Annotated in this window: 14 protein-coding genes; 6 read left to right on the forward strand and 8 right to left on the reverse strand. The window is 69.2% G+C overall.

Translation table 11 applies throughout. The features are described 5' to 3' along the window. Both AB0F86_RS05055 and mqo read right to left on the reverse strand, forming a co-directional pair. A complete protein-coding gene (locus AB0F86_RS05055) occupies positions 1 to 1023 on the reverse strand; it encodes a hypothetical protein (RefSeq protein ID WP_356982102.1) in 1023 nt (340 codons plus the stop codon). Positions 1024 to 1214: 191 nt separating this feature from the next. After that, entirely contained in the window at positions 1215 to 2753 is a 1539-nt protein-coding gene (gene mqo / locus AB0F86_RS05060; RefSeq protein WP_356982104.1) for a malate dehydrogenase (quinone), read from the reverse strand. Positions 2754 to 2842: 89 nt separating this feature from the next. Here mqo and AB0F86_RS05065 point away from each other — a divergent pair, with 89 nt between their 5' ends. Beyond that, entirely contained in the window at positions 2843 to 3739 is an 897-nt protein-coding gene (locus AB0F86_RS05065; RefSeq protein WP_356982106.1) for a LysR family transcriptional regulator, read from the forward strand. A gap of 3 nt (positions 3740 to 3742) precedes the next feature. Here the strand turns inward: AB0F86_RS05065 and AB0F86_RS05070 are convergent, their stop codons facing one another. Continuing rightward, entirely contained in the window at positions 3743 to 4498 is a 756-nt protein-coding gene (locus AB0F86_RS05070) for a M23 family metallopeptidase (RefSeq protein ID WP_084456271.1), read from the reverse strand. 184 nt (positions 4499 to 4682) lie between these two features. Between AB0F86_RS05070 and AB0F86_RS05075 the strand changes: the two genes are divergently transcribed. After that, positions 4683 to 4991: a metalloregulator ArsR/SmtB family transcription factor gene (locus AB0F86_RS05075; protein ID WP_356982109.1), complete on the forward strand. Its 309-nt coding sequence runs from the start codon at positions 4683 to 4685 to the stop codon at positions 4989 to 4991. A gap of 26 nt (positions 4992 to 5017) precedes the next feature. Here the strand turns inward: AB0F86_RS05075 and AB0F86_RS05080 are convergent, their stop codons facing one another. Next, positions 5018 to 5992 (reverse strand): glycosyltransferase family 9 protein, encoded by a 975-nt coding sequence (locus AB0F86_RS05080; protein ID WP_225280288.1) that lies wholly within the window; start codon positions 5990 to 5992, stop codon positions 5018 to 5020. 172 nt (positions 5993 to 6164) lie between these two features. On the opposite strand from AB0F86_RS05080, the gene AB0F86_RS05085 reads away from it, so the two are divergent. Both AB0F86_RS05085 and AB0F86_RS05090 read left to right on the forward strand, forming a co-directional pair. Next, positions 6165 to 6749 carry an HdeD family acid-resistance protein gene (locus tag AB0F86_RS05085; RefSeq protein ID WP_181696331.1) on the forward strand — a complete coding sequence of 195 codons (585 nt, stop codon included), beginning with the start codon at positions 6165 to 6167 and terminating at the stop codon, positions 6747 to 6749. A gap of 69 nt (positions 6750 to 6818) precedes the next feature. Then, the gene (locus tag AB0F86_RS05090; RefSeq protein WP_067492221.1) at positions 6819 to 7169 is read left to right on the forward strand and encodes a hypothetical protein; all 351 of its coding nucleotides are present in this window, start codon (positions 6819 to 6821) and stop codon (positions 7167 to 7169) included. A gap of 4 nt (positions 7170 to 7173) precedes the next feature. Here the strand turns inward: AB0F86_RS05090 and AB0F86_RS05095 are convergent, their stop codons facing one another. The 3 genes from AB0F86_RS05095 to AB0F86_RS05105 form a co-directional block, all read right to left on the reverse strand. Then, positions 7174 to 7986 carry a DUF2470 domain-containing protein gene (locus AB0F86_RS05095; RefSeq protein ID WP_181696330.1) on the reverse strand — a complete coding sequence of 271 codons (813 nt, stop codon included), beginning with the start codon at positions 7984 to 7986 and terminating at the stop codon, positions 7174 to 7176. Further along, the gene (locus AB0F86_RS05100) at positions 7983 to 9239 is read right to left on the reverse strand and encodes an alpha/beta hydrolase (RefSeq protein WP_356982112.1); all 1257 of its coding nucleotides are present in this window, start codon (positions 9237 to 9239) and stop codon (positions 7983 to 7985) included. The genes AB0F86_RS05095 and AB0F86_RS05100 overlap by 4 nt, the downstream gene beginning before the upstream one ends. Positions 9240 to 9448: 209 nt before the next feature. After that, positions 9449 to 10165: a metal-dependent hydrolase gene (locus AB0F86_RS05105; protein WP_225280286.1), complete on the reverse strand. Its 717-nt coding sequence runs from the start codon at positions 10163 to 10165 to the stop codon at positions 9449 to 9451. A 148-nt stretch (positions 10166 to 10313) separates the two neighbouring features. Between AB0F86_RS05105 and AB0F86_RS05110 the strand changes: the two genes are divergently transcribed. Then, entirely contained in the window at positions 10314 to 10814 is a 501-nt protein-coding gene (locus AB0F86_RS05110; protein WP_181696327.1) for a hypothetical protein, read from the forward strand. 112 nt (positions 10815 to 10926) lie between these two features. Then, a complete protein-coding gene (locus AB0F86_RS05115) occupies positions 10927 to 11967 on the forward strand; it encodes a fused (3R)-hydroxyacyl-ACP dehydratase subunits HadA/HadB (RefSeq protein ID WP_356982114.1) in 1041 nt (346 codons plus the stop codon). An 18-nt stretch (positions 11968 to 11985) separates the two neighbouring features. On the opposite strand, the gene AB0F86_RS05120 is transcribed toward AB0F86_RS05115, so the two are convergent. Continuing rightward, the gene (locus AB0F86_RS05120) at positions 11986 to 14172 is read right to left on the reverse strand and encodes a molybdopterin oxidoreductase family protein (RefSeq protein WP_356982116.1); all 2187 of its coding nucleotides are present in this window, start codon (positions 14170 to 14172) and stop codon (positions 11986 to 11988) included. Positions 14173 to 14368: the final 196 nt, after the last annotated feature.

The raw sequence follows: 14368 nt of genomic DNA on the forward strand, positions 1-14368 counted from the left end.
CTAGGCCGGATCGGCCGGTGTCTCGCGGGAACGTAGGTAGATCGCGGTGACACCGGCGGCGACGAACCCGATCAGCCCGAGCGTCGCGCCGACCGTGGCGAGGTCGGGACCGGTGAGCGGCTGACCGCGCAGTGCCTGCCAGAACACGAGAGTGAGCAGTCCGGCGTACCCGATGGCGGCGACGCCGACCAGTGCGGCGCGGGTCCGCTCGGTCCGCAGCCAGCGGTAGCGGGCGGCGAGCGCGGCCAGCGCGGCGGCCAGGAGCAGCAACACCTGAATGCCGTGCAGTCCGACGAAATGCGGGATCCGCAGATCGCCACCGGTGGTACTCCAGTGGGTGATCGGCATCGCGCCGAGTCCGTCTCGGGCGGCGTCGGCGGGGGAGCCCGGCACGACCGTGTGCCCCGCCATCAACCCGATCACGGTGCCGTCGGCCTGACGCACCAGCTGTGCGCCGGTGAAGCCCATCAGATACCCGAGCATCATGCCTGCCACCGCCAGCCACAATCCGGCCTTCAAGGCGATCGCGGTCGGACGATCGGTGAGCTTCTGCCACGAGATGATCATCACCAGAACGAGATTCGCCAGGAACAGGCCGGGGACACCGGAGGCGAAGACTTGCTGGCCGATCTGATTGACCGGATCGGCGGCGGTATTGAAATGGCTGAAGGTCCCGCGCGCCGCCTGTAGCGCGATGAAGCCGACGTCGAGCACCCCGGTGACCGCGAAGACGGTGCCGAGCCACCAGGTGGGTCGCCGGCCCCGATGCGGCAACCGCAGGATCCAGGCCAGCGTCATGCCGTAGACGGCGAACGCGAAACCGAACTTCGCCGGTTTGAGCCACACCGATTCACCGAGCAGCAACCGGTGGTCGACGACCATGCCGATCATCGACACCACGACCAGCGCGGACATCAGGGCCGAATTGACCAAGAGCGGGCCGTGCCAGGGTGCCTGCTCGCTCCTCGGCCTGGTCTGGAGCCGGAAGCGGGACAGGGTGTGGGTGAGGTCGATCGTCGCCATGTCCCGACGGTAGAAATGCCGTGCGCCCCAGCACCTCCCGCTGCGGAACGGTCCGGGTACCCCTACCGCCGTACTATGCCGACCTCACCCCTGGCTCATCCGTGGGACGACCCCTAGAACTCGGTGCGTGCCTCACCCCTGAGCGAGCCTGCGGCGCGGTGACCATTCCAGGGCGCGCGGTTGCCGGAGTGTCAGCTGTCGCTGGAGGCATCGTCCGGCGAAATCTGTTGGGCGACAAGGGAGAGCACAGTAGCCAACGGAATCCCCGCCGAATTCGTTTCCGGGGCGTCCGGCAGGAGCTCGGTGAGCAACGGCGCCCACTCGTGGCGTCGCGCGGGAAAGCAGCGATCGAGCAGATCCCGCATGATGTCGGGGGCGATGGAAGCGCCGGGGGAGGCGCCGAGCAGACCGGCGATCGTACCGTCGGCCCCGGTGACGAGTTCGGTGCCGAACTGGAGTTCGCCGCCGAACCGCCCGTCGGGTTTCACCAGCTGCGCGCGCTGACCGGCCTGGATCAGTTCCCAGTCGGCGGCGTCGGCGGTGGGATAGAACCGCCGCAGCTCGGCGAACTTGTCCCGACGCGAAGCCAGCAGCTGACCGAGCAGATAGCGCCCGAGGTGCAGATTCCGCAAGCACGCGGACAACAGTGGCACCACATTGTGCGGGCGCACGGTGGTGAACAGGTCGGTGAGGGACCCGTGGCGCAGCAACCGGGTGCTGAAAGTGGCGTACGGGCCGAACATCAACGCGGCCGACCCGTCGACCTCCCGCCGATCCAGATGCGGCACCGACATCGGCGGCGCGCCGAGCGAGGCCTGGCTGTACACCTTCGCCTCGTGCTCGGCGACCACATCGGGATCACCGGTCCGCAGGAACTGCGCGCCCATCGGCAGCACCGCGTACCCGCGCACCTCGGGCAGCCGGGCCCGCTGCAGCAGCCGCAGCGCGTAACCGCCCGCGCCGACGAACACGAACCGGGTGCGAACCCGGAACGTCCGCCCGGAATCCAGATCGCGCCCACGCACGGTCCACAGCCCGTCGGCGCCGCGCCGCAAGCCGGTGATCTCGCGATGCAACCGCACCGGATTGCCCGCCTCGGTCATTGTCGCCAGCAACGCCCTGGTGAGGGCGCCGAAGTCGATATCGGTACCGCCGATGTGCCGAGTCGCCGCCATCTGTTCGTCAGCGGCTCGTCCGCGCACCAGCAGCGGTGCCCACGCACCGATCACCGCGCGATCCTCGGTGTACTCCATCTCGGCGAAGGCGGGCAACTCGCGCAGGGTGGCCCAGCGACGCCGCAGGTAAGCGATATCGCGGTCGCCGAAGACCACGGTCACGTGCGGTGTCGATGTCAGGAAGGCCCCGAGGGGACTGCGCTCGGCCGACGGGTGGGCAGCGTCCTGGTTGGGGAACGCGCCGCGTGCTGCTAGCGCCGACCAGAACCGCCGGGACAGGGCGAACTGCTCGGCGATCCGCGCGGCGGTGCTCGCGTCGTCCGGGTCGGGCATGTAGTTGAGCTCGCACAGCCCGGAGTGCCCGGTGCCCGCGTTGTTCCACGCACCCGAACTCTCACCCGCCGGTTCCCCGAGGCGCTCGAACAGTGCGATCGACCAGTCGGGGGCGAGAGTGCTCAGCAGCGCGCCGAGGGTGGCCGACATGATGCCGCCGCCGATCAGTACCGCGTCGAGAATGTCGTCTCCGCAAGCGGATTCGTGTGTCCTGGCATCCATGTCGAACCTCCCGATAGCCGTGTACCGCCATCGTCGGGCCGCCACCACCGATCCGTCCAATACGGAATCGCCGGGCATATGATCCGGATATGGATGAATACGGCGCGCAGGCCGTCGCGCCCCTGCTCGCGGCCTTCGACGCGGCCGCCGAGGAGGGCAACTTCACCCGGGCGGCGCAGCGTCTCGGGGTGCCACAGTCGTCACTGAGCCGCCGGATCAAGACCCTCGAACAGCATCTCGGGGTGTCGCTGTTCCAGCCGTCGGGGCGCGGCGTGACGCTCACGCCACAGGGTCGTGACCTGCACGAACGAACGCGCGATGTGCTGCGCGCGCTCGACGACGCCGTGCGCCGCGTGCGGGCCGACGCCGACCCGGAGACCGGTCTCGTTCGGTTCGGATTCCCGCTCACCCTCGGGCCGATCAGTGTCCCGGCGTTGCTCGCCCAGTTCCACACCCGCGCACCCGGCATCCGCCTGCACCTGGTGCAGGCCCACGGTGAGGCGCTGGCCGAGCAGGTCCGCGACGGCAGGCTCGATCTCGCGGTGATGATCCCGCCGCCCGACGACCTGCCGACGGTCGTCCTCGGGCGCCAGCGTATCGATCTGCACGTGGCCCGAACCCACCCGCTGGCGGGGCGCTCGCGGGTGGCGCTGACCGAGCTCGCCGATGCGGCGTTCATCGCCAACCCGCCGAGCTATCAGTTGCGTGCGCTACTCGATTCCTGGTGCGCCGCAGCGGGTTTCACGCCACGCGTGCTGTTCGAGATCACCGAGTTCGAGACACTGCGCGCGCTCGTCGCGCTGGGGCTCGGCGTGGCGCTGCTCCCACCCGCCGAGACACCGCACCCCGACCTGGCCGTGGTGCGCATCGATGGCGAACGCGACCGCGAGATCGGCCTGGTCTCGGGAGACCATGGGTCGACGCTCGCGGTCGCGCGGCTGCGGGATTTCCTGATCGCCGGTCGGGCGGCGATCAGTGGGTGGTGAGGATCAGTCCTGCGGGACGCCGACGTCGATACCGCGCGCGGCGAGCCACGGGTGCGGGTCGATCGGGGCGCCGTAGAGCGAGCCGTCCGGCACGTGCACCTCGTAGTGCAGGTGGGGGCCGGTGGACTGGCCACGGTTTCCGACGGTGGCGATGACGTCGCCGGCGTTCACGTGCTGGCCCGGCTGGACCAGGATCTCGTTGACGTGACCGAACACGCCGATGGTGCCGTCGTCCTGCTGGACGCGGACCCACAGGCCGAACCCGGAGGCCGGGCCGGTCTCGATGACGGTACCGTCGGTGACGGCGAAGACCGGCGCACCGATCGGGTCACCGAAGTCGATGCCGTTGTGCGCGGCACCCCAGCGGGGGCCGTAGTAGGAGGTCAGGCGACCGTTGACCGGTCGGACGGTCTGCGGGCGCGGCGGCGGGGGCGGCGCGATGAAGGGCAGCGGCGCGGGCAGCGGTGGCAGCGCGGCCTGGATGGCCTCGCGGTGCTCTTCCCAGGCCACCGGTGCGGCGGCGGGGGTCTCGGCCTGCACCTCGGGCGCGGTGGCGGAGGTGAAGCGGGCCTGCGAAACGCCGAGGGCGTCTGCCGAAGACGCCGCGACGGCGGTGGTGGTAGGGGTCTCGGGGCCGCTGAAGGCGGCGGCGGACGTTCCCACGAGTGCGGACAGGGCCACCGCACCCGCGACAACGCCACCCAGACGACCTGCGAAGGCGTCGGAGATTCGGGCGGATAACGGGTTGGTCACGAACATGTCTCGAAGGTAGCTAATTCGTAACCGACGCGGCGAATCCTGTGGCTGCCATCACGAGCGGCTATAACCCCAGTTGATCTATAACAATCGCATCTCGAAAACAGAAATTCCCGGGAGCGACCGGGTGAAATACCGTGACCGCAAGATCATTGCCGACCAGGCGTTATCCGCGCACACTTGTTCAGTGGACGCTAACGGAGTTCGGGCAATCACCGCGTTATCCGACGCGACCAGGCGCGCGATCTTCGAGTCGCTGCCGCAGGGTCCACGCTCGGTCGCCGAGCTCGCCGAGGCCACCGGTATCACCAGCTCGGCCGCCTCCCAGCACCTGCGCATCCTGCGCGAGGCGCACCTGGTGAGCATGCGCCGCGACGGCAACCGTCACCTGTACTCCCTGGATCCGCGTGGCCTCAACGACGCACGCGACTACCTCGAACAGTTCTGGCCGAGCGCACTGGCCGCCCATGCCGCCGCGCTGCGAGCCGCCGGTTAGCCGACCGCTGCCGCACCGCCCGCCGGTCAGCCCACCCGGCGATAACGCGAGCGACTCGACTCGGCCCAATCCTGCTTGTCGAGCTGCGCGTCGACCGCGGCGATCACCTCGGGCACTCCGATGCGCAACAGGCCGGGGTCGGGGGTGCGGGCATCGGGATCGCCGACCTGCCCCGCCCACAGCACCGCGTGCCTGCCGAGCAGATGCGCGGGCGGACCGCCACGACGCGGCGGGGTGGGCCCGAACAGCAGCACGGTCCTGGTGCCGAAGGCGGTGGCGAGATGGGCGACGCCGGTATCGCCGGAGATCACGAGGGCGGCACCGGCCACGGTGGCCGCGAGATCGGTGAGGTTCTGCCTGCCCGCGAGTACCCGGTCGTCGGGCAGGCCCGCCTGCGCGGCCACCTGCACGGCGATGTCGCGTTCGAACGGATCACCGGTGAGCACCACGTCGCGGCCGAGGACCATCAGGTGCCGCACCACGGCGGCGAACCGTTCCGGCGGCCAGCGGCGCGCGGGCGCACCGGCGCCGACATGCACCACGACGCAGTCGCGACGGCTGATGGAGGCAACCGGCGGGACCAGTCCGAGATTGCGCCGATCGGCGGCGATGCCCTCGCTCTCGAGCAACTGACACCACCGATCCGCCACGTGGGCCTCGGGGTCCCAGCGCGGCCCGGTGAGCCGGGGCAGGCCCGGCGTCCGGTGCCCGATGATCCGTTTGGCGCCGGTATCGGCCAGCGCTCGCGCGCTCGCACCGTCCGGGCCGTGCAGATTCACCGCCAGCTCGGGCGCGGGACCGTCCCAGATCAGGGCCGCCGGATCGGCGGTGGCGACGAGTTCGTCGACCGAGGAGATCAGGTCGACGATCTGTTCGAGGCGATGGGGCGCGGCCAGCACGATCCGGCTGCCTGGTTCGGCCCGGCGCAGGGCACGCAGAGCCGGGACCGCGGCGAGCAGATCACCGAGTCCACGAGCTTGCAGCACGAGTACAACCGACACTCCCATCACCTACCCGGGACCGGAACGCGCCAAACGTTCGCAGTGGCAATGAGGTGTCGCTCGTCACCGCGCGCCGCGTCCCGCCCGTTCGGCGGCGGGTTGTGCGCCGCGACACGATCACAGCTTCAGCAACTTTCCAGGGAATGAGAGCTGGCGGGCATAACATCTCGTCATGACGACAAATACCGTGTTGGAGAGCCCATTTACCGCGCTTGCCAAGAAAACCTGGCAAACAATTCTGGTCACCGGTCTTCTCGCGGTGGTCCTCGGCATCATCGTGCTCGTATGGCCCGGTCCGTCATTGCTTGTCGCGGGCGTTCTTTTCGGTATCTATATGGTTGCCAGCGGCATCTTCCAGTTGGTCGCCGCATTCACTCATCTGCCGAGTACGAGCCTGCGGGTGCTCTCGTTCATCAGCGGTGTGCTGTCGCTGATCATCGGTGTGTTCTGCTTCCGCGACGACCTCACCTCGATCGTGTTGCTCGGCTTGTGGATCGGCATCGGCTGGTTGTTCCGCGGCATCACCGTGCTTTTCGCGGCGATCTCGGAACCGAGCATTCCGGGCCGCGGCTGGCAGATCTTCTACGGTGTGCTGAGCGCGATCGCCGGTGTGATCCTGATCGTCTGGCCGATCGGCTCCATCGCCACGCTGGTTCTCGTCGTGGGTATCTTCCTGATCGTCATCGGCATCATGGAGGTCATCACGGCGTTCGGGATGCGCAAGGACGCACACCTGCTCGACCAGGCCACCCGCTAGCCGCATTCGTCCACAATGGCCGGCGCCATCGGGTGCCGGCCATTGTCGTGTGAACTACGCTCGGCAGTCATGGAATTCGTTTACGACCTGGTGGTCGTCACCCATCTGCTCGGCATGGCCGCGGTGGTCGGTGGGTATGTCGCGTCGCGCCCGGTGGTCTCGGAACTGATGGTGTGGGGCGCCCGCGCTCAGCTCGTCACCGGCGTGATCCTCGCGGGCCTCGCCTCCGGCGTCGAATCGCTGGACAAGGAACCCGACACGACGAAACTGGCCGTGAAGCTCGTCATCTCGATCGCGGTGGCCGGGTTCGCCGAAGTCGGCCGGGCCGATGCCAAGCGCGGCAAGCAGGTCGGCTGGATGACCGATGCCGCGGGCGGACTCGCCATCGTGAACGTGCTGGTCGCCGTGCTCTGGAACTGACCGGTTACGAGACCTGACCGGCCATCGCCCGCGCCCGCCGCGTCAACTCCACTGTCGCGGCTCGCAACTGACCGATCTCGGTGAGCGGTTCGGCATAGCCGACGCGGGTGCGTGCCACCCCGCGCGGTGTCTCGACCCGCAGTTCGAGACCGTAGCGGTCGGCCCGTTCGCAGCTCGCGGCCGTGGCATCGGGGAAGCCGCCGAGCTGGGTGGCCATGGCGAGCAGGGCGTCGGCGTGGTCGGCGTTGAGGTGGGCGATGCCGGGCGCCGCCTGCGGCATGATCGGGTCCGGTCGTGCGGCCAGGTACTGCGCGGCGGTCGCGGAATCCATCCGGCCGTAGCCGCCGACCCAGCGCACCCGTTCGACCCGCAGCACCCACAGCGTGAAATCGCTGTAATCGATGTAGTACTTCGCGGCGGGTACCGCGGCCAGGTGTGCGGCGCGGGCCGCCTCGGCCTCGGCGCCACTCGGCCGCTCCACCACACCGGCCAGGGTGATGCGCGTGCCCGCGAGGGGATCGGCGGGCATGTCCGGCGTCACGATCGCGATGCTGGCGCGCGGATCGGCGGCCAGATTGCGCCCGTGCTCGGCCAGGCGCGACACGCTCAGCACGGGCGCGCCGTCGAGCAGCCCGTAGGTGATGAACGACGCCCACGGCGCGCCGTCGGCGGTCAGGCTGGCCAGGGTGCCCGTATTGGACGCGGCCGCAATCGTTCTGGCCTCCTCGGCAGCGGACGGTCGCGCGTCGTTGGCCAGGGGAGCGGTGGGCAGCGGAATGGCCGGTGCGTCGCCGGGATCGCCGTGGTCGAGAGTCATGACCCCAGCGTATCGAGCTGGACCGGATGGTGGGGCGTCCCCGACAACCATCCGTGCAGCGCGGTGTAGACGGCGTCGTGATTGAGCAGGCTGAAATGGTTGGCGCCCGGCACGTGCAACCCGTTGCCGCTGTCGAAACCGATGCGCCTGCTGCGCCCGACCCCGGAACCGCTGCCGCGCAACACCATCCCGTCGCCGACCACCATCCCGAGCGGATGCTTCGGACTGTGGGTGACGGTCGCGGTGACGAAGTAGTGGTCGGCACCGGCCAGCAGCGGTACCTCGCGCACCGCCTCGGCCCGCAGCGCGTCGACGTCCCGGTCGCGCCAGTCCTCGTCGACGAGGGAGCCCTGGCGCAGATCGCGGATGCCCGCACTACGCCTGCGCAGCAGGGTGCTCAGCGGGCGGGTCTCGGGCAGCCGGTCGAGCACCGCGGCCGCGTAGTGCACGAACTGTTCGAGCGGGGCGCCCAGATGCGGCGAGCCGAGGCACACCACCTGTCGCACCGAACGCGCCCAGCCGGCGTCGCTCTGCTCGGCCCGGTGGCAGGCGCTGCGCGCGACGAGCCCGCCCATGGAGTGCCCGATCAGGCAGATCTCGTGGACCGGGAGCGGCCACTGCTCGACGAGCCGGGTGAGCAGGGCGTCGAGTTGCGCGGCGTTCTCGGAGATGTGCAGGCCGGTGTTGTAGCGCACGAAGACGGGGGTGTAACCGAGGTCGTCTTCGAGGCGTTCGCCGTAGGTGGGCCTGCCGCCGAGGCGCCAGGCGTGTTCGGTCTCGACCAGCCCGTGCAGCAGGACGACGAGCTTGGTGGTCGGCACGGGAACATGCGCGGCCAGCTGTTCGGCCGGGACCGGCGCGCCGTCGACACGAATGGTCATGGGGGAGGCCAGGATCGGTGCGTCGTCCTCGAGCGCGTCACCGATCAGCCCCTGGACGGCCGCGAGAAAGCCCGCGCCCCAGACGGTGCGTGACGGCGCGGGTAGGCCGGATACCTGCACCGCGCTCGCCATCTCGCCGACGACGTGCCCGGTACCGCCGACGACCGCGTACACGCTCTCGGTGATGGCGTCGTGCACGACCTTCACCGGATCCGCGGCCGTCCCGACTCCCGCGCGTACGGCGGTGAACACCCGATCGCTGATGGCGCGGTGGATGGCCGCGATCCCGTCGACCGCACCGACGAACTCGTCGCCGGCCAGGCGGGCGAGCGCCTGGACTTCGGCCTGGGACTGGGAGAGTTGCTCGGTCACGCTTTTGAGAGTACAACTGTGCACTGAAACGCGGCGGATTCGGGCAGGCTTCGGGAGATCTGACCGGACTCTCCGGCCGGGTTCCGTGCTCCAGCACAAGGCATTAGATCAGCGCGATATGCGCATCTGACTATATACGCCTCACTGGAACACCGAGAAAAAGAACGGGCAAGGACGGCGGGGTGAGGGGTTCCGCCGTCCTCGCACGATCAGGCCTGCTGGGTGATCGCGTACCAGAGCGCGCCCATCGTGCCGAGCACGAACAGGGGTGAGATGACCCAGGTCTCCACCCGGTTACCGGTGCGGTCGATCAGCGGCACCCGCGTGCGCAGCGGGAACGGCCACAGCAGCCGGCAGCCGCGCTCGGTGAGGCAGTCGCCGAGCAGGTGCGCGAGGCAACCGAGGCCGACGCAGATCGGCAACCAGGCGGGCCGGTCGACGATCCAATGGTCCACCGCGAAGGTGCCCGCGCTGGCCAGCACGATCACCGTGCCGTACGTGCGCACACTCTTGCCCGGCGGACACAGGTGCAACGACCGAACCGCAAGCGCGAGCAGGAAGAACACCAGGCTCAGCGTGAACGGCCTGCCGAGCCAGTGCTCACCGGCCCAGGTGGCGCCCACCGCGCCCGCGACGAACAACAGCGAATGCGTGCCGTGCCGATGCCCGCCCGACACCCAGGAGATGAAGCGGCACAGGTGATGTGACACGGGCCCGAGCACGTGCGAGATGGTCCCGCTCGGGTGATCCGCGTCCGGCAGCAGGGCCGCGCCCGCCGTGAGGAAGGTGCCCATGATCAGCTCGGCGACGCCGAATCGTGTTGTCTCGCTGTCGAACAGGGGGAAGGCGGCGACGGTGAGCGGCAGCGCCGCGGCGGTCCCCGCCCAGGCCAGCGCCCCACTGGTCGCGTGTGAATGTCCTAGCACCCCGCAACGTTAGAGGACGTAAGGACCTGCTCGCATATGCCCAGGAGCGAACCGGTCACGCCGACAAGCGATCTGACAATTCCGGCATTTCGCGCAATACTGTGCGCCGACACCGGTATCGAATTCCGGTCCTGAGTACGGGGGAAGAATGCTTCACCGCCGCCTGTTCGCCGTGATCGCCATTGCTACCGCGCTCGCCACGAGCGCCTGCCTGGACGACACGAAATCCGCACCGACCGGTAAGGGGTCCACCTCGACCTCGAGCACCGTCGCCGCCCCGCTGCAGAACCGCCGGGCCGACAACGGCGCCGTCGTCCAGCAGAACGGCCTCAACGGGTCGGGCGAGCTGAAGATCGTCAACGGCAATTCCTCCGACTGCGCGATCGTCGTCACCAGCAGCGACCCGAAGTCGCCGCAGGCCACGATCTACGTGCAGGGCAACTCCAACGCCACGCTCAGCGGCATCGCCGGCTCCTACTTCGTCTACATGAAGTACGGAACCGACTGGGACCAGGCCGCACTCGGCTTCACCCGGGATCAGGAGTTCTCGAAGTTCGACGACGTGTTCGACGCCGACACCGAATGGGAGATCACCCTGCAGCCCTCGATCGGCGGCAACGCCTCGACGAGCGACGTCCCCTCGTTCTGATCGAGCCCATCGCACAGCTCGCGTGATTGTGAACTGTGCCATGGTGCGCCCGGTGGACGGGCTCGTCGGCTACCCTGCCGGGAGTCCGTCCCCCGAACGAAGGTGATCCATAGTGACTTCCGTGGCCGAAGCCCCCGATATCGCGTCGAAGGTAGGGCACTACTACCGGGTGGACGACATCTACGAGGTCGGCCGTGAGAAGGTGCGCGAATACGCCCGCGCGGTGCAGGATTTCCATCCCGCGCACTGGGAGGACGAGGCGGCCGCCGCGCTCGGGTACCAGGGTCTGGTCGCCCCGTTGACGTTCGTCTCCATTCCCGCGATGGCGGCCAACCGGCACCTGTTCGAATCGGTGGTCGTCGGCTACGACATGTTCGTGCAGACCGAGCAGGTCTTCGAGCAGCACAAGCCGATCGTCGCCGGTGACCGCCTGACCGTGGACGTGGAGCTGTCCTCGGTGCGCCGTATCGCGGGCAAGGACCTCATCACCGTCACCAACACCTTCGCCGACGAATCCGGCGAGACCGTGCACATCATGCACACCACGGTCGTCGGCATCACCGGTGACGACGGGGTCGATCCCGAGATCACTCGTGCGGTGGAGAACGTGATGGTGCACGGGGTGAAGGTCTTCAGCCAGGACAAGGACGCCGCCGCGTCCGACGTCGAGACCCCGCGCCGCCCCGAGGGCGACATCCACCTGTCCGCCGCCGGGGCCGCCCGGGTGCCGAGCACCACGCTCGCCTTCGAAGACCTCAGCGTCGGCGACGAACTGCCGCTGCGCGACGCGCGCCTGTCGCGTGGCGATCTGGTGAACTACGCCGGTGTGTCCGGCGACAGCAACCCGATCCACTGGGACGAGCGCATCGCCCAGCTGGCCGGGCTGCCCGACATCATCGCCCACGGCATGGTGACCATGGGCCTCGGCGCGGGCTTCCTGTCCGCCTGGTCGGGCGATCCGGGCGCGGTGACCCGCTACGGTGTCCGCCTGTCGAACTACACGATCGTCGGCCGCGAGGGCGGGCAGGTCGAGTTCACCGGTCGAGTGAAGTCCCTCGACCCGGTCACCCGCACCGCGGTGATCGCGGTCGTCGCCAAGTCGGCGGGTCGCAAGATCTTCGGTCTGGCCACCGCCGACCTGCGTTTCCGCTGACCGTCCGCCGCGGTGACTTCACCGCGGCGCCACGGCCACCTCGGATCCGGTTGCGCTGCCTGCCTTCTCGACCCGGCCGACCCGCACCCAGGTGTTGTTCACTGCCGACGTGCCCGAGAGCGGGTCGGTGCGGGCCGGGTCGTGCAGCAGGTTGACGTTGGCGCCCGGCAGCGCGGCGGCCACCTGCCAGCCGACGCCGGGTTCGCGGTGGCCGTATCCGTGTGGCACGGCCACCACACCGGCGCGGATATCGGTGCTGATCTCCACCGGAACCTCGATGGCGCCGACCGGGGACTCGACGGTGGCCTGGTCGCCGTCGGCGAGGCCGCGGGCGGCGGCGTCGTCGGGATGCATCAGGACCGTGCAGCGGTCGCGGCCCTTGACCATCGACTCGATGTTGTGCAGCCAGGAGTTGTTGCTGCGCAGGTGCCGTCGGCCGATCAGCTGCAGGTCGTAATCAGTTGTGGGGGAGTCTGTTTCGTCGAGGACCGTGCGGACCGCCGCGAGGAAATCGGCGGGCGCCAGGTGGACCGCCCGGTCGGGGGTGCCGATCAGTTCGGGTAGGCGCGGGCGCAACGGACCGAGGTCGGTGCCGCCCGGTGTGTCGCGAATCTTGCCGAGCGTCAAACCTTTTCGGCCGCGCCGCAAGACCCCGTACGGGCCTGCCGCCACCGCGGCCGCGGTCAAGCGCAGGGGGCTGAGCTGTTCGAAGACCGCGTTGAGGACCCGGCCGGTGAGCCGGCGGGCGGGCAGTGGGGTCACCTCGGTGACGAGGCGGGCCAGGATCTGCCAGTCGTCCTTGCCGTCGGCGGGCGGGTCGAACACCTTCGCGTCGTAGCGGGCGTTGTTGCGCACGCTGAAGATGGGGAACAGCAGGTTCAGCTCCTCGCGTTCCAGCGCGGAGACGGGCGGCAGGATGAAGTCGGCGTGCCGGGTGGTCTCGGTGATGTACATGTCGACGGCGACGAAGAAGTCGAGGGCGGCGAGGGCTTCGTCGAGCTTGCCCGCCTGTGGTGTCGAGAGCACCGGGTTGCCCGCGTAGGTGATCATCGCCCGGATCCGGTCGTTGCCCGGCTCGAGGATGTCGTGCGCGAGCGCGGCAACGGGCAATTCGCTGCGGAAGGACCGGTATGCGCCGGTGCGGTCGGTCCACGCGCCGTAGCCCACCCGCAGGTGCTTGGCGTACCGCGCGCCGTCGACGACGGGCGTGGCGAACATCTGACCGCCGGGCCGGTCGAGGTTGCCGGTGACGGCATTGATCGTGTTCACCAGCCAGTGGGTCAGGGTGCCGGTGACCTGCTGGCACACACCGATGCGCGCGTACAGCACCGCCGAGGGCGCGGCCGCGTGGTCGCGGGCGAGTGTGCGGATGGTGTCGGCGTCGACCCCGGCGGGCCCGGCCATCCGCTCCGGCGTGGTGTCGGCGACCAAGGCGCTGAGCTCATCCCAGCCGACGCATTGCGCGCGCACCCGGTGTTCGTCGCACAGCCCCTCGCCGAGGAGCACGTGCAGCATGCCGAGCAGCAGATAGACGTCACCGCCGGGCCGCACGGCGATGTGTTCGTCGGCCAGCCGGGCGGTTTCGGTACGGCGCGGGTCGATCACGACCACCGTGCCACCCCGTTTGCGGACGTCCTTGATGCGCTGTTTGGCGCCGGGCATGGTGGTGATCGAGCCGTTCGACACCGCCGGATTGGCCCCGAGGACCACCAGCCGGTGCGTGCGATCGATATCGGCCACCGGCATCAGCACATTCGATCCGAACATCCGCCAGGCGGTGAATTCCTGCGGGAACTGGTCGATCGAGGACGCGGTGAAGAAGTTGCGGGTGAACAGCGCCGCTCGCAACAACCCGCCGTAGAGCACCGACGAACTGTGCGCTGCCGGGTTACCCATGTACATGGCGATCGCGCTCGGGCCGTGCGCAGCGCGCACGGCTCGCAGTCTGGTACCGATCTCGCGGAACGCCTCGTCCCAGCTCACCGGAACGAATCCGGTGGCGGTGCGTCGCATCGGGGTGCGCAATCGGTCGGGGTCGTGATGCAGGCCGCCCATGGCGGTGGCCTTCGGGCAGATGTAGCCCCGGGAGAGGACGTCGTCGGGATTGCCTTCGATCCGGGTGACGCGGTCCTCCCGCACCGTCACCAGAATTCCGCAGTGTGCCTCGCACAGGGTGCATTGGCGCGCGATCGTCTTGCTGTCCACAGCTCTTCCCGCCTTCCGCAGAACGCCTGGTCCCACGCTAACCGGTTCGGCCGCTCCGCAGATCCGACTACGGTCGGAAATCCGCGACCTGAACGCGTGCACGATCCGCGCAGCGTGAGATCGAGGCCGTGCTGCCGCACCTGCGGGCGCAGCGCTCGGGTCACATCGTCCAGGCCGGGACACTGAAACGAGCGAC

It is taken from the genome of Nocardia sp. NPDC023733 (assembly GCF_040639775.1).
GTDB classification, from domain to species: Bacteria; Actinomycetota; Actinomycetes; order Mycobacteriales; family Mycobacteriaceae; genus Nocardia; species Nocardia rosealba.